We start from the raw sequence: 21,551 nt of genomic DNA on the forward strand, positions 1-21,551 counted from the left end.
TTATTCTATTACAGGTTCAAACAATATATAATCAAAATACATACGGAATTTATTGTGCGAACTGGCTGCGGGATCTACCACAACTACGTTCAATGTATGAGAAGTCGTCGTTGTAAATTCAAACAATGTTTCTACTCCACTCAGGTCCGATGTCAACGGTGTATTGAAACAATCTTGCACATCCCCTGTCTTTCCATCATAAATACGTTTGTTATCGCCACCTTTAAGTCGTTTCGAATCTAATCTGAAATTGGTCAAACCGGCTTGGCTGCCCTCTTCTCTCGCACCGATAAATTTCATTGACGGATCGTATGCATAGTATAAAGTAATTCTATACTTTCCGGCTAAAATAGGTGGAATAGTCAGGTCCAATGTACCGTTGTAGCCGATATTAACTACCAAGGCATCGTTGTTCATCAACTTAGTCCAGTTGCCTGAAGTGCTGGCTCCCTTTGTGCAATACGACAGATAACTCCAGTCGCTTGCCAACGTGCCACCAGGTCCCATTTCGATCTTATAGGACGAAACTTGCGGAACAATTTCTTGTCGGCCAATGAACTTGGTGAGTGCTGTATACGTATCCGCGTCATCTCGCGAAACTTGCTGATAAAGCTGCCCTTTTCCCTTTGCCGCAATGTAAGAAGACACTTCGGGGTAATCGCAGAAATCGAAGATTACAGGTATCGGCTCAAATTCGGTTTTCACGGGCAGATATCCGTCAATCGGTTGGATATATCCGTTCTTCACGATCTCGTCAGCTTGTTCCTCAATAAACTTAACGCCGTCGTTCAGTCCGCTTTCGGAAATCAGGATCAAATCGTTTGTAGCTTTGGTGTTCAGCATCTTTCTATATTCCCACGTTTCTCTGTCGAAAGGTTTGGGAAATGTACGAAGAGATTCAAGGGTGCGTTCACCGTTCATAATATGATAGGCCATAAACCGGTTCAGTTCGTTATTGGGAAGCTCGTAATCGTTGGTCAAAGCCCCCACCTTAGCAGTCAAATCACTAAAACTGTTGATTCCTTCCTTAGCAAATATAGCATCGGATACGGCAAATACGGTGAAGTATTTCCGCAGTTCAACTCTCATTCCCAACGGACCTTCGAGTACAGAATTGACTACACTTAACGAATCGCTCCATGTTGTTTTCTCCAGCGCTTCACAGAAAATTTTATAATTCCCTTTCTCTACAAGTTTTGCATAGATAGTTTCTACGGCAGGACTCAATACATCATCGAGTACATATACACGACCATTGGCTGTACGAATAGCTAACTCGCTGACATGAGCTTCCTTATTAATATAGATAGATTTATCACCACCTTCACTACCAAAAGAAACTTTCAACGCATCTCCCGAGAGTGTTCTACCCGGCAGTTCACCGCTTTTTACAAAATCCTCCCTGTCAATAGAGTCGTTAATAACATGATATGTAGCAAGAGTACGGGCATATTCATATCCCAAATCTTCGATAGAAGTGACTCCCTTCTTTTCGTAAAAGCGAAGAACTGCATCATTAGTAGGTGCCAATACTGTGAAAGCATCCTCTGCGCGGTTCACAGCATTGAACAAATCTCCATATTTCAAAACTTTCACCCATTCGGAGAAATCGTCCGGACGACTCTGGAGATAGGTTGCAGCAGGTTGTACATCATATACCTTAAATACCGTATCCTTGTACGGATCATCACAGGAATAACAAGTGATGCACAAAATCATTAAGCAAAATCTTACAATATTCTTCATAGTATATATTAATTTGCAGTTACATCATAATAAGGATTCTGTATTAACATCGGGTTAGTGTCAATCTCACCCTGATTAATAGGCAAATACCATGCATCGGTATTCTTCAGAACCGAACGTATCCAACTGGCACTCACCGTAGAGTTATTCTCAATGATCATATTGATAAACTGATCTTTATATTTAAAATTCTGCGATCTGCCGAAGCGTAAAAGGTCATACCAGCGTTTGCCTTCCGCAGCAAATTCAAGATCACGCTCCTGCAACAAGTATCCAAGCATATTTTCTTGTGATACGGCATTCGTCTGAACACTTAGCGTGGTAACGTTGGCACGGGTACGTATCTTATTGATAAGTTCTAAAGCCTGTGCAAAATTCGCTTCTCCACCTTTCCAGATCAATGCTTCAGCTTTCATCAACAATACATCTGCCATGCGGTAGAGTATCCAGTTGGCATCTTTATAAGAACGTGTTGTAGACAATCCGTCCTTACCGCCGATTCTGAACTTGAAGGGAAGATAACCTTCCGTATTGGAGTTACCAATAACAGTTCCCGAAGAAAGAATAAATGTATTGCCATAACCACGAACGGTATTGGAAGTCACCCATGTATCGGTTTGTTCATCAAACAAACGTTTACACATTGCATTCGAGAACTGAAGAGCGGCGACAGTAGATTGTGTCCAAGAGTAAATATTCGATGGAGATGGATATGTACTCGCTGTAGCATCATCATCAGGAGATTGATTGCGCGACTGATCAAAATTCAGTTCAAATATAGAACCGTTGCTGTTGCCCGGGAAGAAGATGCTGTACCATTGTTCCGGGTCTTCTACAAATGCCGGACGGAAAGGGGAGGTCGAATTAATCAGCATATCGGCATATCTCACACAGCCATCATAATCTTCGCTCCACAAACACACGTCTGCCATCAATGCATACAATGCCCACACAGTGACACGTCCTTTACTCATGCCGGTCCAGTCTTCATCGTCATACATTTCTTTAGCGGCTCCTGTAGAAAGTGCATCCTCAATGTCCAGTTTGATCTGCGCAATAATCGCTTCTTCCGAAGATTTGGGCACATCGACCGCATATTCGTCCGTCATGTAGGGTTCCACAATCAGGGGAACTTCTTTAAAGTTGCGCACTAGCGTAAAATATGTCCAAGCCCGCATAAAGTAGGCTTCAGCCATGTTTGAGTTCATTACTGATTCATGATAGGTCTCATCCTGCCTCTTTACTTCCGGTGCATATTTAATAATGGAGTTCGCCACATTCAGTATGGAATAGAAACTCGCCCATTTACATTCGTTTGATGAAGAGGTCAACTGGAAATTCTGTAATTCCTGTTTTGACTTACCCGAATATGCATAAATGGATGCCCCGCGAAGTTCGCCCCAATAAATTAACGTAGGAACTGTCAGACGCATATTGTGGTATCCTTGTGCAAGCACCTCTTCCACCTGTTCCTTTGTTTTCCAGTATTCCGGAGATACCTGTTCGTTCTTCGGCAACACGTCCAGCCAATCATTACAACTGGAAGTCAGTAAAGTTGTTCCGGCTATTACTATGTATATTAATAATTTCTTCATGTTGATATCGTATTAGAAACTTAAGTTAAAACCAAAAGTATATCGTCTGGATACAGGCGTCGTTGCACCATCAATTGCAAGATCTGTCGGTCTTGACGGAAGGTTTACTTCCGGGTCCTGACCAGTATAAGAAGACCAGGTAAACAGATTGTATCCTGTAACGAAACATGTCAGTGAAGTGATACCCATCTTGTTGCAAATGCTTTTTGGGAATGCATAATTCAGTGTCAACTGTTTCAGACGAAGGAAGGAAGTATCTTCCACAAAACGGTCAGAACCTAAAAAGTTGAATCCTTCGCCATACAATGCACGCGGTATATCTGTAATATCACCTTCGTTTTTCCATCTTCTCAACACAGCCGTACTCTGATTGGCATTACCGTTCATAGACTCATTATTCATACGGGCCGTATTCACGACTGACTGTCCGAAACGTCCGTGGAAGAAGGTGTTGACAGAGAATTGTTTGTACTTAATAGTCAATCCGGCACCACCGGTCAATGTCGGGTTGGCATTTCCCAGATAGACGATATCATACTGGTTAATCACACCGTCATGATTGATGTCTTCATACATCGCATCTCCCGGTTGACAGGTTGCTGTCAAGTTCTTCATCACGATTGGTCTACCTTTGGCATCATTCATTACTTTTCCTTCCGCATCACGTGCGTATGTGGCATCCGTGTTCTGATATACTCCCTTGTAACGGTATCCATAGAACGAACCGATAGGACGTCCAACCTCTGCACGGGCAGCGTATTCTCCATTCTTTGGCGAGTAATTCTCCTGTACCATATTGGCAGGCAGTTCAGTAATCTTATTCTCATTACGGCTAAAGTTCACATAACCGTTGATGCGCCAGTCTTTGTTCTCAAATAAAACAACATCTGTACGGAACTCCCAACCTTTGTTCTCCATTTTACCCGAATTGAAATAACTAATCGATCCGAAACTAGTCGTTGAAGGTAGTTTGTAGTTCTTTTGCAACAAGTCTTCCACCGTCTTATAATAATAATCGAATGTAAATCTCAAACGACCTTTTAATACAGAAGCATCCAAACCATAGTTATATTCGGTAGAAGTCTCCCATTTCAAATTATCCAACTGCATACGAGCTTGCTTGGTGGCCGACATATTCATATAGTCTGTTCCCTTCACATAAGCACCCAGATAAACAGAAGCACCGCTGGGAGCACGTCCACTCTGTCCGATACTGAAACGGAATTTCGCTTCGTCCAACCATTTATCTCTTGCCGTTTTCATAAAAGGCTCATTCTGGAAGTTCCATGCAAGACCCACAGCAGGGAAGTAACCCATTCTTTCATTACGTCCCATAGCAGAGTTACCTTCGGCATTGAGAGATCCGTGTACCACATAACGATCAAACAAAGTATAGTTCAATACTCCTACAAAAGAGACATTACGTGTTTCCGATTCGCTTGAATTCATGTCGCTGATAGTAGTTCCCACTACCGGATCGGAAAGATCAGAAGAGGCATTACCATATACTTCGCTATTATAGCCTGAATTGACATACTGACCAGTACGAACTAATACATTCGCAATGATATTATGTTTGTTATTCCAGTTCTTGATATACATCAACTTGTTCTCTGTCTGTAAAGCCAACTGGTCGGAATAAGCGTCTGCACTCTGATTAGCATATTTGTTAACTTGTTCTACTCCTGTCACTACTTGTGGGAGGAAACGACGTGTTTTAATGGCACGCATATTGATAGAAGCCCAACCTTTATAAAAGAATCCCGGCATTATCTCATAATCGGCACGGAATGTAATCTTACCTTCGCGCTGTACAGTTCTGTTGATAGCTTCATGTGCCATGGCAACAGGATTATAGTTACTCTTTCCATTAAAGGATCCTTCAAAATTCGGATCATGATAAGTAAAGTATTCATCGGTCAATGCACCTGTCAGGTCGTTTACTGTAAAAGGTGATTTGTTCGGCATTTTACTCAATGCCTCCGAACGGATAGTATTAACCCAGTTCGCATCCGTATTGGTCTGTGAATAAGAAAAATCTGCACCGAACTTTAACTTATTAGAAAACTGATAGTTAATGACCATTGAAGTATTCAAACGGTTCATAGACGTACCGATAGTAGTACCGATATCACTCATATATCCTAACGAAAAACGATAAGTCGCTTTTTCACCACCACCGTTCATTGAAAAACTGTTATCAGAAACCAATGCCTTTTGGCGTACATAATCCAACCAATTGGTATTTTGGTTATATTCATCATAGTATCTCCAGTCCGGATTGTCACCGATTGCCGGTGCATCAGATAACATATTCAGATATTTATTTCCCGGATTATTCAGACCGATGTATTTGGCAGAATTCCAGATAGATTCCTGCATAAGAGAAGTATATTCCTTACCGTTCAGCATCGGAATAGTACTCGGATCCTCCTTCATCGTCCATTTAGAGGAGAATGAAAAACGAGTTTTACCAACCGTACCTTGTTTTGTCTTAATAACCAATACACCGTTAGCACCCTGAGTACCCCAAATAGCAGTAGCCGACGCATCTTTCAATACTTCAACTGAGGCTATATCATTAGGTGAGATATTTAAAAGGGCACCTAAGTCTTCTTCCGTAGCTGTGCTAAAATTGAAGTCATCACTGATTTCTGTCGGATAAGGCACACCATCGATAACAATCAACGGATCAGAAGATGCATTCAACGTACTTGTACCACGGATTCTGATAGCACTACGGCTACCGGGGTCTCCTCCCAAAACAATATCCACACCACCCAACTGTCCTTGTAGAGCTTCCTCTATGGATACAACAGGCGCAGCAGCAATCAGCTTTTCCATATCGACTTTCTGAGTAGCCGAAACCATTTCTTTGTCCGAAATACCCAAATCATTTCTATTTAACCTACGGGCTGAAACGACAACTTCATCCACAGCCATCGATTCTGACTCCAAAGTCACATTCAAAAGAGTTTGCCCCGTATACTTTATACGCTTTGTTTTCATTCCGATGTAGGAATAAACAATCGTCAGATCTTTCTCTCCTCCAGGGACTTTCACATTATACTGCCCGTTCAGGTTTGTGATACCACCACCCAACGAACGGTTCTGGTTGTTTACTAGATTGACATTTACACCAACCAGTGGCTCGGCAGTTTTTCCAAACAATTCGGTAACCGTACCGGATATAACCTTCTGTACCTGCCCTGCCATTTCTATAGAACAGGACAGAAAAATGGCTACCAATGTATAAAAGACTTTATTTGTCTGATTCATGATTAATTAGATATTCAGTTAATTAAAAACAGCGTCTATCAGGTGGAAAGCACCGTCCATAAAAGCAAATGGGAAATTCTCGTATGATACTACCTTACACGCATTTCCATACCGACCGGTGGTTTGATTCTGCAACTGCAAGGTAATAGAAGCACCATTATCAGTATACTTCACAGGAATATTATTGCTGTTACGATACTCTCCCGATAACCAATCGGGTGATCCAAGATACGGACAGCCTGATGCAACCGGAGCATTGGTAGGCGTAAAGAAATAATTAAGTAAATATTCTCCCAACAAGCGTTTGTTTGTAACCTCACCTTGAAGAGTGGGCGAAGGTAAACTCAAATCAATCGTACCTTTCACTCCCGGAATCCGGTCATTATCCAAAGCCTCTTTCAAAGCTTCATTAGTCGGAATGAACCCGATAAGACGCCCTGCCAATCGATAATCCCAAGCAAGTACACCGTCTATGGTAGCAAATATTTCAGCCTGTCTCATTAAATAGGCAAACACGAAATTGGGATATTTCGTTTCCCCGATAGAGGTTAACATCGTCTTCAGGCTTGTATATTCCAATCCATCCAACTTTCCGAATACACCGAAATCACTTTCATATTCATATACTTTTCCGTTTGTCCACACACCGCCACCATCGTTGGTCACCTCTTTCACTTCAGTAAAAAGCGTAGGAATCACCGTTTGCGGATCTTGCCCTAACACACTATTAAACACGTAGTTCGTTGTCATCTTTCCGTCTTTTATAAACCAGTATGTTCCGCCATCCTGAGTAGCATGAACTGCCCAAGGAGCGTTAAAATTAACTTCACCTACTACGGTTCCGCCACTAACGATTCTTTTCAGATCTGATGATGATACAGCCACATCGCCATCTTCTCCGGAAGTTGCCAATGTATTGCCTACTCCATCAGACATCAGACGCATATCACTGATTTCATATCCGCTATTTTTAGTGATCAACATCGTATAGTTGGTTGCAGTGGTAGTATATGCAGCCATCTGATTACTCTGATAGATAGCATACAACGAAAGCAGATAATCTCTTTTAAGGAAAGACGGTCCCATTACAGTGCTGAATATTTCAGGCATCGGGAAATTACTCAATCCGTAGAAGCTGCCGTTCACGCAGATGCTCTTATCTTTCACATCGCTCAACTGGAAATCATAGTGTGAACCCAAAGAGTTGGTTATTCCGCTTATTTCGTCTGGGAATACAATAGATCCACCATATACTGATTGATAAAGTAATATTTTGGTAATCAACGGGTCCAAATCGGTCAAAGAAGAATATCCTCCAGCTTTCCAATATTTATTGAAGAAAGTATTTAATGCCTGATTGGACGGAGCAAAGATACTATAGGATATAGAAGCCAATTCCGGATAAAGACGGAAATTGGAAGTCGGCCATTCCAAAGCAATATTGGGAAGTCCGTTTGACGCATGTTCATGAAGGAAGAGACTATCTACTCCTACTGCATTTCCATAATCGGCAGACAAGTCCTTATCATAGGTATAAGTACTGTATTGGCTATAGAAGTCGAGGAAATCGGAATAATCTGATTTCTTCTTCAAAACATCATAAATAGTTTCCAATGGTTCCAATACTCTGTCTACATTATATATATAGCCGTTGTTTGTTATGATTTGGTATTCTTTAACGCTTGCATTCGACACATTGAACCCGTTATCTCCCGTCCATGTAGAGTTAGGATAGAAAAATTCATAATTCTTCTTTGCATCTATGCCTTTAGATGCAAAGATGTGGTGAGAGAATACAGGTAAAAACCGCTCCAGGTGATAGACGGTTACTGTGTTTTTTGTTGCCGGATCCACTTCCTTCGTAGTAGGGCTGGTACTGTGTGTGCGAAATTTGTAATACATACCCGGTTGCAATACACCCAGTTCATCATCTTCATCGTCGTCTTTGCTTGTTGCACTGTCCTCGGGCCGGAAGTTCTCGAGATCGGTTTTACTATAAGAATAGTAGATTAAGTGATAACCAATCAATTTCTTCAGATCATCTGTCGGTATGTCCTTGACTGAAACATAACCGTGTTCCTCCAGATAAGTGGTAAACGCATCATTGTCCGGAGCCATGACAGTTGCGACACTCTTACCATCAAGAATAGGCCTGAAACCTGATAGCTCTGCTGCTTCCAAAAACATGGAGAACTTACCTCCATATTCATTAGAAAGAACTTCCCAAGCTGTACCTTTCAGCCATGCCGGTTTTTCATAGTGTTCATCCATCTTGTCTTCACAGGACAGGAAAAAGGAAGAGAGGAACAATAGTAGCAGCAAATGCCGCTTTCGAATCATTGCATTTCTCATAATACTAAAAATTATATTAAGTTATAATTAAAAATCTGCTAAAAAGGGAGATTGATATCGTGAATAGCATAAAAGACTTACATTTGATATTAGCAACTGCATAGATTTGCAGGCATTCATATAAATTTCGTGGTTTTTCATAATTATATCAAAACGTTAAGTTAAACAAAAGTTAGATTAATGACTTTGAGCAAAATATTTGTGTATAAGCGTATTATGAAAAATGTAAGATTGCCTGTGGACAATTAATAAGCAACTAAAAAGATAAGAAGTAGTTATTCTGAAATCAAATCGATATGCCTTACTGCAGCATAAATTTATAATAATTGGTTCAATATTTCCCTGAATACTTTATCTGCGTGTTCTTGCATTATTTTTATATAATTAAAAATGGGACGATTACTTTTCATACTATGTCCTATACAGTATTCTATTTTCTCGATTTGTATTCCCAAATTATATCCATGTTGTGCAAATGTTTTTCGAGCAGAATAATAAGTGACCTTCTTGCTTATACCAGATATTTCCGCCACCTTATTTATATTACGGAAAATTAAACTATATATCTGTTTATAGGATAAATATTTTCCGAATCTAAGTTTACCTTCCTTCGACAGGTATCTGTTAATAATCTCTTTTGCCTCAGGTTGCAAAGAGAACACGATTTCATTTGCCCCTTTTTTTCTGTTACGAGTTTTATGACGTATATATCTTATATAATCTTTATCTTTAAAGTTGTATTCCAGTAAATCTTTCAGGTTAATCCCACCTAAATAGTAAGTAAGCATAAAAATATCTCTGGTTATGTTCAAAGATGATTTCAGGAATTTCGCATCTCTAATACTTTTTAATTCATCTATTGACAAATCAAGATCCCTAACAGTACTTATTGGCATTTTAAAAAGTATAAAGGGATGAATGTGATAAGTTACATAATTCATTTTACTTGCATAGTTCAATATTACTTTTATCAGAGTCAGATAGATTCTTATCGTCGTATCACTTAAATCTTCCTTATATAGGTACTCTGCGAATTCTTGTATATGAAGAGGAGTTAGTTGAACCAAAGGAAAGTCTCCCTTCATATATTTAATCAATCTTTCACTTGCTATTTTGTACAAGCTATAAGATTTTTGTCTTTCTTCCCCTGCCATGAAACTTAAGTATTCTTTTGCTATTGTTTGAAAAGTTATCCCTTTCTTCTTTTGTTCGTAAGTGATAATATGTATCAGTTCAGTACATGAGATTGTAGACAAATAACTAATGGAAGCGAGGATTTCCTCGTATTCATCGATCATTCTACGTAAACACGAATTTATGTTAACTGCATTTTCGTGTCTGACAACTCTGCCATTTTTTAGCTGACTTGCGGAATCCAACGTAAATTGAGTCGGAATATATCTGGTCTTTGACCGATGAGCTACTGCTATTCTTATCCGATGTCTGCCATTCGCCAACTTCTTAGTCGGCACAATTACAATTGAAAAATTTGCCATATTACTTTTAAGGTTTTGTTTTATAAATAACTATCCTCCATACAACGAAAAAGGAATAAAATGCCCCCCAAACCTTGTTTCTTGATAAAAAAATGAGTTCATTGCATGGATTTCCGTGCAAAAGACGGTATTTTCCATGCTTTTGTACGATTCTTCATTGGTATTTCTTCACTAACTCGCTATGTTTGCAACAGTTTTTCACAGGTCTTTATAATAAAGAACTCTTTGAAAACAGAATCTAACTTTTGTTTAACTTAACTTAATTGGATTATATGAAAAGAGCAACCAATGTGACAACTTGTTTATGCACACAAATTTCATCTGATAATAGAATTCTTATCAGCAATGGCATTTGTGTGCAGCATTAATTTCATGAGTACGCGAGAAACATCTTAGTTATTATTGAAATATTTATTTTTTTATATTATGAAAAACTTAACGATTATGCGAAGGCTGCTATGGCTGTCTTTTATTCCATTTTTCCTATGGTCCTGCGAGGATAAGATGGATGAACATTATGAAGTTCCCGGGTGGGTAAAAGGAAGCGCTTGGGAATTACTTTCGGACGAAAGCATGGATGGACAATTCTCCATGTTCCTTGAAGCAGCAGAGCGTGCCGGTTATTATGAGATTATGAACGGGAGAGGATTAATGACCGTTATGGCACCAGACAACAATGCTTTTACCGCTTATCTGTCGGAACATAATTATTCGACAGTAAAAGACATTCCTGCCAGAGAGCTGAAAGAACTAATCGGATTCCATCTATTGTATTATTCCTATAATAAAGGTAGTATGGAAAATTTCCGTCCTGAAGGTGAGGGAGCCTATGATGAAGGTACTGAAATTCTTGATCCGGGATTATACTATAAATTCCGGACACGTAGTTCAGGAGAACCGACAAGAGAAGTTGACCCTTTAACCGGTAAATCAGTCACCGTCTATCATCTGGAACGATTTGTCCCAGTCTTTTCACACTACTTCTTCTCATCTAAGAAAATTGATGCTAAAAAGAATTACGAAGCTTTCTATCCCAATTCAACCTGGACCGGTAATGATGGATTTAATGTTTCGGAAGCTTCAGTGAAAGAATATGGCTTAATAGCCAACAACGGCTATATTTATACAATCAACAAAGTTCTGGAACCTTTAGGATCAATTTATGACCAACTTAAATCTAATCCTGAATATTCCGATTTTCTGGCGATGTATGACAAGTTCTCCATCTATACGCCTAACGATGAACTTACCCAGAAATATGGCAGCGCATTGAATGCAGATACTTTATACTTGCATAGCCACAGATCTCCATTAGCTCCCATTGCTATGGAATGGTACAAATATGACTATCAACGTTTGGACACATTAGCTTATCGTGCATATAGTCTGTTTGCTCCTAATAATACAGCATTGAACGAATTCTTTAATTCATACTGGAAAAACAGCGGATACGCTGATTACAGTTCACTTGACCCATTAATACAGACATTGTTCCTTAATGAATATGTATATAGTGGTTCAGTAGCTTTCCCGGAAGAAATTGTGAATGGCACCGTTACCACCGCTTCGGGTACAAAATATAATTTTGATCCCTATGCATCGGACGTCAATAGAAAAATGTGTGTGAATGGCAGTTTCTACGGATTGGGCAAGATTCAGACTCCGATTCTTTTCAATTCAGTATCCGGTCCGGCCTTCCACGAAAAGAGATTCCTGAATTTCTTATATGCAATGAATGGCGCAAACCTGCTGAGTTCATTCGGATCTGAAAACGAAAAATACACATTATTGATCCCTGACAATTCCGGATTCGAATCAGATGGTATCTTCTTGAATTATTATGCCGAAGGAGGAAAGCTCGAACAAAAGCCCGAAGGAGAATGGGAAGCCGTTTCTTCGGACGAGTTACAACGCATTATACGTGCACATACTGTAATGAGTGAGGAAGTCGAACTTAAAAAGCAAGGAACACAAGTCATCCCTATTCAATCTGCCTTCTGCTACTGGTTTGTTAAAGATGGAAAGATAACCTGTAACAGTCATTTCAACGGTATATTGGAACCGGGAAGTACGATCGATCCATTTGTTGAATTCGAAGAAGTCACCAATAGCGGTAAACCATGGGCAAACGGAAAGACCTACACTTATAAAGCGAATGCAATATCCGGATTATTCGAGGCAGAAACAGAAGACGGTCAGGGAAACAGCATGCAAAAAGCATTGGCTATCTGTCAGGATGCACGTTATCCTTATTATTGTTTCGCACAATTATTGAAACAGGCAGATATGATTTCCGGAGAAACAGTAGCGGGATTAGCAGGCCGTACCATTGCTTTTATTCCGACCAATGAAACGATCAAGAATGCATTAGCCGGCAAACAGATTCCGGGAGCCGACAAGCTTACGGTTTATGAGGATGGTACATTAGGTCTGATTGATTCTGGTAACGGACTGACCGGTGACGAAAAGATTGAGCTGAAGAAATACATCAGTAACTATTTCCTAGTAGCCTCTTCTGTACCTTCAGCTTGTTATCCGGGTTCGAAGATGGAAAGTGGCGAATATGTCAATTACAGCGGAAATACAATTATTTATAACGACCTGGGGACCTCTCTCTCATTCCAGCTTAAGAATGGTACAAAAGTGGTACAGGTATCTGGAAAATACAACTATTTCCCATTCTGTTATAATGACGGATGTTTCCATTTTATCGAATCTCTTCTTATGTAATTTGAATTTTAAGAATTATGAAGTTAACAAAATTATATTTTTCTGTAGTCATACTTCTTTGTACTGTAGGAGAAGTAGTGGCACAGACGCAGCAGATTATCATCGGTAATGTGACGGAACTCATTGGGAAAAGTGCAGAACCTTTGATCGGTGTTAATATTAATATTATGAACTCGCAGGAACGCTCTCTGGGAGGTACTGTTACCAATATGAGCGGTCAGTACAAGCTGGCTATTCCTGAAAAAGAGAAAGACCTGACTCTCGTGTTTTCTTATATCGGAATGAAAACAAAGAGAATAAAGTACAACGGACAAAAGTCCTTAAATGTCACCATGGAATCTATGTCTGAGGCAATAGGTCAGGTAGAAATTGTGGCTGAACGTAAAGACCGTAATGATTTAGGAGTAGGTTTGAAGGAACAGACTTCGGCTACGCAAAAAATCAATATGGAAGATTTGGTAGCCACTTCGCCTGTAACATCTGTCGAAGAGGTTTTGCAAGGACAATTAGGAGGTGTGGATATCACATTAAGTGGTGACCCCGGTGCAAAAAGTACTATTTTCATTCGTGGTGCCAGTACATTGAATGCCTCCTCTGACCCTCTGATTGTGATTGACGGTGTACCTTACTCGGACAGCAACACCAGTGACTTTGATTTTGCAACAGCCAATGAAGAAGATCTGGGAGCCTTACTTAACATTTCTCCGAATGACATCGAGTCTGTAGAAGTATTGAAGGATGCCTCGGCTACAGCCGTATGGGGAACCAAGGGAGCCAATGGTGTATTGATCATTACAACCAAAAAAGGATCAGTAGGTAAGACACGCTTCTCTTTCTCCTCCAAATGGACTGCTAAAGTAGAGCCGAAGACAATCCCGATGTTAAATGGTGACGAATATGTTGCCTTGATGCAGGATGCTATCTGGAATAGTGCCAACTATGTAGGTGTAAGTCAGGCCTCCAATTATCTGCGTTTGTTGTTCAACACACCGGAAATCGGAGATAACCCGGACTGGCAATATTACGATGAATATCATCAGAATACCGACTGGTTGGATTTGGTACGTCAGAATGCCTTATCTTCCGATAATAGTTTCTCTATGAGCGGAGGTGGTAACAGAGCAACTTATCGTCTTTCTTTGGGATATGCAACCGACGACGGAACAACAATCGGTACTTCCATGGACCGTTTCAACTCTACATTGCGTATTGATTACAATTTCTCGAAGAAATTGAGATTTGGCGCCAATGTTACCTATACTCAGACTGACAAAGATGCGAACTGGGCAACAACCGTTCGTTCCGAAGCCTTCAAAAAGATGCCTAATAAGTCACCTTATGTAATTGATGATGCAACTCATCTTCCGCTGGATCAATACTTCACTCGTCAAACCACAGACTGGGAAGGCGTTTTCAAAAGTAATGATACAGGAAGTAGTGCTACTAACTACAATCCGGTAGCTATGGCAAAAGAATCCAAAAACAATACCCTTCAACGGGAAACCAGAGCAATCATTGATGCCAACTACAAAATATTGCCGGGCTTCACCTATAGTGGTTATGTATCTATAAAGATGAATACATCCAAAAACACTAAATTCCTGCCGCAATCAGTAACAGGTGCCGTCTGGATGAACTCTTTTGCTAATCAGGCTTATGATGGAATGTCCGAAAGTTTGTCTATTCAAACTGAAAACAAACTTCAATTCATGAAAAACTGGAACGGCAAGCACAACCTGATCACCAATCTTCGTTGGAATACCAGCCAGTCGACAAGTTCCAGTTACGCAAGTAAAACATCCGGAATGGCTTCTTCCGGCCTGTCCGATCCTACAGTAGGAACATCTGTACAGAGTATGGGGTCCGGAGAATCTGAAGGCCGAAGTATTTCAGGAATGGGAATGATCAACTATACCTTGTTAGGACGCTATGTATTCCAGGCATTATTAAACATAGAAAGCAGTTCGGCAATGGGACGCAACCAACGCATGGGTTATTTCCCGGCATTTGGTGTAAACTGGAACATTCAGGACGAACCTTTCCTCGCTGCTGCAAGAGAAAAATGGCTGGATATGGCCAAAATACGTCTTAGCTATGGAGAAAGTGGAACTCCTCCCAAAGGTAACTCTGTTTATATGGGTGCATTTAAGTCAACCGGAGATAATTATATGAATATGTCTTCCATTGCCCCCAGCCGTATGCAATTGGATCAATTAAAATGGGAATCTCTTAAGGAATACAATATTGGAGTTGATTTAGGTTTCTTGCATAACCGTTTGAGATTTACTTTTGATTACTATTGGAGAGACAGAGAAGATATCTTAAACAAAAACTTCAGAATACCTTCTACAACAGGATTTTCCAATATTGCATACTTCAACTCGGGGTCTACCAGAAACCAGGGATGGGAATTCCGTACAGACCTGGTATTCTTTGAAAACAAAGACTGGCGTGTAAGCGGTTATTTCAATGTATCACGTAACAAGAATAAAATTACTGAATTGCAGTCCGGCGTAACAGAAGGTATAAAGAATGCCGATGAAGTGAAAAATGGAGAATATGCATACATCACACAAGTTGGCCGCCCTATCGGCTCCTTCTTCGGTTATCGTTATAAGGGCGTTTATCAGAATAAAGATGCTACTTATGCCCGTGATGCAGAAGGTAATGTAATGAATGACCTGAAAGGTAATCCGATTGTTATGAAAAACGGTTCATATCTTTGCTATCCGGGTGATGCAATGTACGAGGATATTAATCATGACGGTGTTATCAATAAATATGATATTGTTTACCTGGGAAACACTCAGCCACTAGTCACCGGAGGTGGAGGAGTAACCGTCAAATATAAACAAGTAAGTCTAAGCGCCTTCTTCCATGGACGTTTTGGCCAATCCATCGTCAATATGGCTCGTATGAACAACGAATCCATGTATGGTTCCAGCAATCAAAGTAAAGCTGTACTTCGTCGTTGGAAAAATGAAGGGGATAATACAGACATACCGCGCGCCTTATACAATGAAGGACGTAACTATCTGGGATCAGACCGTTTCGTAGAAAAAGCTTCTTTCGTACGTCTGAAATCAATGACATTAAGCTACGGATTCCCCAGAAAAATCTGTAATAAATTCAATGTCAATTCATTAAGCGTATTCGTAACAGGATATAACTTGTTTACATGGACTAACTATACAGGACAGGACCCTGAAGTATCTGTTAAAGACAATCTAGCAATAGATACAGCTACCACTCCTGTCTCCAAGAGATTTTCTTTCGGTTTAAATATGAGTTTCTAATACTATTCAGATATGAAAAAGATATTAATATGTTTATTCGCTTTCGGGAGCCTACTTTGCGGCAGTTGTAGTGACTGGCTTGAAGTTTATCCTAAAAATGAGCAGATAACAGCTAATTATTGGAAAGCAAAAGAAGATGTAGAAGCTGTTTTAGCTTCAGGATATTCCTCTTTACGTGCCTGTACCCGTACACTGGTTGATTGGGGAGAACTGCGAGGTGCTTCTATCTACGCCTACAGTGATACTAAAAAACAAAAATTACAGAACTTCCAGATTACAGCTTCTGATGCCTTATGCAGTTGGGCCTCCATATACAACATACTGAATATGGCCAATTCTGTAATAAAATATGCACCGGAGGTACAAGCTAAAGACAAGACCTATTTGCAAGTCACGATGAACTCGCATTTATCCGAAGCCTATTTCTTACGCGGTCTGTGTCATTTCTATTTAGTTCGTAACTTTAAGGAAGCTCCTATTGTAACAGAACCTTATGTAGACGATTCCGCTCCTTACGATATCGCTAAATCTTCAGAAGAAGACATAATCGCCCAGATTAAGTCAGACATTCAAACTGCACTGGATACCGGAGCAGCTAAAGAGTTTTTTGAAGATGACAAATGGGAAGGTGCCAGCAAAGGACGTGCTACCAAATGGGCACTGTATGCCCTGATGGCAGATGTTTGCTTGTGGAGTGAAGATTATGACGGCTGTATAGAATATGCCAATCAGCTGATTAACGCTACAGCTTCACGCCGTCCGGTATTCATGGCTGTTCCCGAACAGTGGATCACCATCTTTACCCAAGGAAACAGTAACGAATCCATCTTTGAGATAAATTGGGACGAAAAGAACTTCGCTCAGCAGGAAGAAAATAAAGGCACCTCACCTTCTTATTACTTCACACTCAGCGCTACCGCTCCATACTTATATACAGAAGCAATGTGCGAAGATTTATATAATGAGAACATTGAGAATGGTGCCGGTGACCTCACCGCTTCCGTACGTGCAAAGTGGGGAGCTTATGCAGACTTGGACGCCACAGGAACAGCCGATAAAAAACAATATTGCATCTGGAAGTACAAAGGATCAGAATATCAGGATTTAAGTCAGGTACGCCCGAACGACGATGCCAACTACATCATTTATCGTATGACCGAAATATTATTAATGAAAGCAGAAGCATTGATCTGGAAAGGTGCTGCCAATTACGAAGAAGCATTGGAAATTATCAATAAAGTGCGTAACCGTGCCCGGCTCAAAGATCTGGACTTGACAGCAGAATCTGTAACAGAAGAAGAGATGTTGCAAGCTGTACTGCATGAACGTAATATAGAATTTGCCGCAGAGGGGAAAAGATGGTATGACTTAGTCCGCTTCGGCAAAACGAAAAATTACAGATATAAAGATTCATTCATTGAAACGATTGTAACATACAATTCAACCGCCAACGTTTCTTGGATACGTTCCGTATTGAGCAATGAATATGCTTGGTATCTGCCAATCAATCAGAGTGAAATTGATTCTAATTTATTGTTAGTTCAAAACCCGTATTATGCAGGTGTAACCGATTAATTATATTACTATGAAGAATTTGATTAGAATTTGTATATTGATCATTGTCGCTGCCGTTTATTCCTGCGACGATCCTTATAAGGATGAAACTTTTGCAGTGTACAACATGCAACCTATTTCATCTTACCTGAGTACCCGTCCTGATGATTTTTCGGAATGGATCAAGGTGATGAAATATGCCGATATGTACAATGCAGTGAATCAAGCGACTGCCAAGTTAACGCTGTTCGCTCCCACCAATCGGGCGATGGAAGCTTTTTATCAGGAAAAGAAAGTCTCCTCAGTAGAAGAACTGGGAAAAGTCTATGTAAGACAGCTGGTACAATACCATCTGGTAAATGACACGATCACATTGGAAGAATTCTCCAAAGGCGGAGAGCTGGAAGACAAGACGCTGTCCAATGATATACTGGAAGTAACCTTTAATGCAGACGATGCCTCCGAAGGAGGATTCAACTCCATGTATATGAATGGAGAAGCTCATGTGAAGGAACTGGCTATACATACTTCCAATGGTTTTGTTTATGTATTGGACGATGTCATGCGCCCGATGGTCGAAAGTGTCTATCAGAAATTTTTCGAGAACAATAAGAATAATATTCTTGCAGAAGCCTTGAAACGAACCGGATGGCACGATACATTGAATATAATTGCCGATACCATCACGATGCCCGATGGCACCAAACAGGAAGTACGCCGGAATTATACCATATTGGGAGTACCCGATGATGTTTTCCAGCGTGAAGGGATTTCTTCCTGTGACGACCTGGTGAAGAAACTGGGAGCCGGAGAAGACTATGAAAATAAGAACAATGCGTTGAACCGCTATGCAGCTTATCATATCCTGAACGGACGTTATAAAGTAGACAATCTGAAGAAATTTGACGTAGATACAGTAGCAACTTGTAAGATATGGGGAACTGCCTGCGAAAATGCAGCAATCAAAATATCCAAAGAAGCAGATGGCAACTATTACCTGAATTACGATGGTGGCAGTGAAATGAAAGCTGTTTTCCGTGAAAGTGATTGCGACTATCAGACCAAGAACGGTTATATACAGCAACTGGAAGGCTTACTTCCTGTTTGCAAAGACCTTAAACCATTTATTCTTTACTGGGATTTGGCCGATTATCCGGAAGTAGCCAACTATATCGGTTCCAACGGAGCAGACGGTCAGATTTTCCAGCAAGAGATAGATGCAAAGACGGAACCGTCGACAGAACTGAAAGATGCAAAACTATCATGCTATGAATATAAAGTAGGTTCTCAAGGAATGCCTGAAAGTAATTTTGGCAATTTAGCCTATAGAACCCTGCGCAGTAATTCAAACTATGATAACCAAGATAAAACCAGAAGATTCCTGCATGGTGATTTACTGACTGTTTCATTGGGGTATAAAGGATGGGTAGAAATGAAGTCTCCTGTTATGATTCCCGGAAAATATAAAGTGACTTTACGCTATTTTTACGCAAACAGTATGAAGAATTTCCGTTCCTACGGTAGTGGAAGTAACGGAGGGCAAATAGATGTCGAATTCACTGAAATGGAGAAAGCCGGTTCCGTATCACGTCTTTTATATTCCAGTCTTCCGGACGACAAAGATGCTAATGGTAATTATTTGGTAACTATGGGGCTATTTGACACCGTTCTATACGATGTTGTAGAAATCCCTGATATGAAGGAATATACAATGAGAATCACTTTGAATGATCCGGCAGCCAGTATTTCAAAAGACTTCCGTATCCAAGTTGATTATATTTTGTTTGAACCAATAAATTGAATCAGATTATGAAAGCATATAAATATATCTTATCCGCTGCAATCATATGGGGAGGATTGATGTCTTCCTGTACGGACGAATGGGATAACCATTACAATAAACAGGCAGCTATCATCAACAATGAAGAAATGACTATTGTCGATGCGCCGGCCATTGAATATTTAGAGTCACAGCAGTCATACAGCTCCATATGCAATTTATTCAAAGAGACAGGAGTCTTTAAGGAGATGGAAGCTGCCGGAGTATCTTACACTCTTTTTGTGGTTGACAATGCACTCATGACCGCAACGAAAAGTTCGGATGACGGCATAGACGAAGAGAAAGTTTATATGGCAAAAAGCCATATAACGACCGCCTCCCTTTCACCTAATACCATCGAAGACGGTCAGCGTCTGATGATGTGGAACGGAAAATATGTGATGATCAACAAGATGGTATCAGAAGATAGCGGATCACAAGAAATTATTTTCAACAGTAACTGTAAAGTTAAAAAAGTAGTGAAGGTAAACAATGGATATGTTTATGAATTAGACAATGTCATTGTTACTCCTAAATCTTTGCTGGAAACTCTGGAAGGATTATCAGACGAATATTCCATCTTTAAAAATGCGGTTCTTTCAAGAAACATAAAGATCTTTGATAAGAATAACAGCCTTAGCATTGGAGTAGATGAATCCGGTAATACGGTTTATGATTCTGTCTTTACGGTGAAGAACCCTTATTTCCTGGATAAAGGCTTGGATTTGGCATCTGAAAGCAAAAAGATAACAATGCTTATTCCATCTGACGAATTGATCAAGAAAGCATTGGATGAAGGGAAAGCGAAACTTAAAAAGTGGAACTTGGAGCGTCCGGATTCAATTTTGGAAAACTGGTGTTTTCAGGCCATGTTTTTCAAAGATGTGGAATATGACGCCGAAGCTTTCGGCAATCCGCAAAAACCGGACTTGACTTCCGCTTTTGGTAAACAGTGGAGAACTACAGTCAATAAGGTAGACCTCGATAATCCTGTGAGAATGAGCAATGGTATAGCTTATTATGTCACTTCTCTGAAACTGCCACAAAAAGACGTGCTGATATGGCGTTTTAAGGATCTTTTCAAATGGTTCAAATACATGAGCCAGGATGATAAGGACAAATATTTTGCATGTACCAACTTAGCTCCGTACGGAACCGGCGGACCTACACGTACCGATGTTAAAGCATGGACTCCGGGATACGGATGGCCGGAAATCAGTAATGAATATGTATGGTTTGTACGTCAGGATGCAAATAATCTGGAGACAATTCTGGATTTCACCGCCTTCAAATTTGATTTGCACAGCGACAATACGTATGATGCCGAACCTTACATCATTCCTCCCGGCGAATATACTTTCCATTTTGGTGTCGGCAAAAATGCGAACATGAAAAATGATTGTGATATTTATATTAATGATAAGCTGGTGGGAACAATAGTCAGGTCCAAATGGAGCAGCTATAGTAATGACCGAGGTGGCGGAGGTGCACCGGAGTTCTACCCATCCAGTCTGAACAATAAATATGACAGAGACGGTGGAGAAGTCGGTGTCTTTACAATCGAAGGAGATGAACCTGTGGAACTTCATCTGAAGTTCGTGGCAAGGCACAATGGAGGAACAGCCTTTACTCCGAACCATTGGTGCATCCGCCCGACTGCAAACTGTTATTAATCTAGATAAGG

The 21,551-nt window shown here is 40.3% G+C and carries 10 protein-coding genes; 5 read left to right on the forward strand and 5 right to left on the reverse strand.

What is annotated here, in order from left to right; translation table 11 throughout:
* The 5 genes from BLW31_RS00155 to BLW31_RS00175 all read right to left on the reverse strand — a co-directional run bounded on the left by BLW31_RS00155 (position 1) and on the right by BLW31_RS00175 (position 10,468).
* Positions 1-1,746 carry a DUF5108 domain-containing protein gene (locus BLW31_RS00155; protein ID WP_074759411.1) on the reverse strand — a complete coding sequence of 582 codons (1,746 nt, stop codon included), beginning with the start codon at positions 1,744-1,746 and terminating at the stop codon, positions 1-3.
* Positions 1,747-1,754: 8 nt separating this feature from the next.
* The gene (locus tag BLW31_RS00160; RefSeq protein ID WP_010536762.1) at positions 1,755-3,341 is read right to left on the reverse strand and encodes a RagB/SusD family nutrient uptake outer membrane protein; all 1,587 of its coding nucleotides are present in this window, start codon (positions 3,339-3,341) and stop codon (positions 1,755-1,757) included.
* Positions 3,342-3,353: 12 nt separating this feature from the next.
* Entirely contained in the window at positions 3,354-6,620 is a 3,267-nt protein-coding gene (locus BLW31_RS00165) for a SusC/RagA family TonB-linked outer membrane protein (RefSeq protein ID WP_010536761.1), read from the reverse strand.
* Between the two features lie 18 nt (positions 6,621-6,638).
* Positions 6,639-8,891, reverse strand: a complete 2,253-nt coding sequence (locus BLW31_RS00170; protein WP_010536760.1) for a fasciclin domain-containing protein — start codon at positions 8,889-8,891, stop codon at positions 6,639-6,641.
* Positions 8,892-9,289: 398 nt separating this feature from the next.
* On the reverse strand, positions 9,290-10,468 hold the full coding sequence (locus BLW31_RS00175; RefSeq protein ID WP_010536759.1) for a tyrosine-type recombinase/integrase: 1,179 nt from the start codon (positions 10,466-10,468) through the stop codon (positions 9,290-9,292).
* Between the two features lie 444 nt (positions 10,469-10,912).
* On the opposite strand from BLW31_RS00175, the gene BLW31_RS00180 reads away from it, so the two are divergent.
* From BLW31_RS00180 to BLW31_RS00200, 5 genes are read left to right on the forward strand one after another with little or no spacing between them, the layout of a single operon-like run.
* A complete protein-coding gene (locus BLW31_RS00180; RefSeq protein WP_022302224.1) occupies positions 10,913-13,198 on the forward strand; it encodes a fasciclin domain-containing protein in 2,286 nt (761 codons plus the stop codon).
* Between the two features lie 17 nt (positions 13,199-13,215).
* Positions 13,216-16,494 carry a SusC/RagA family TonB-linked outer membrane protein gene (locus BLW31_RS00185; RefSeq protein ID WP_010536756.1) on the forward strand — a complete coding sequence of 1,093 codons (3,279 nt, stop codon included), beginning with the start codon at positions 13,216-13,218 and terminating at the stop codon, positions 16,492-16,494.
* Between the two features lie 12 nt (positions 16,495-16,506).
* Entirely contained in the window at positions 16,507-18,069 is a 1,563-nt protein-coding gene (locus BLW31_RS00190) for a RagB/SusD family nutrient uptake outer membrane protein (protein WP_010536755.1), read from the forward strand.
* A 10-nt stretch (positions 18,070-18,079) separates the two neighbouring features.
* A complete protein-coding gene (locus tag BLW31_RS00195) occupies positions 18,080-19,849 on the forward strand; it encodes a fasciclin domain-containing protein (protein ID WP_029425325.1) in 1,770 nt (589 codons plus the stop codon).
* Positions 19,850-19,857: 8 nt separating this feature from the next.
* Positions 19,858-21,540: a fasciclin domain-containing protein gene (locus tag BLW31_RS00200; RefSeq protein ID WP_010536753.1), complete on the forward strand. Its 1,683-nt coding sequence runs from the start codon at positions 19,858-19,860 to the stop codon at positions 21,538-21,540.
* Positions 21,541-21,551: the final 11 nt, after the last annotated feature.

This window comes from Bacteroides faecis MAJ27 (assembly GCF_900106755.1).
Classification (GTDB): domain Bacteria; phylum Bacteroidota; class Bacteroidia; order Bacteroidales; family Bacteroidaceae; genus Bacteroides; species Bacteroides faecis.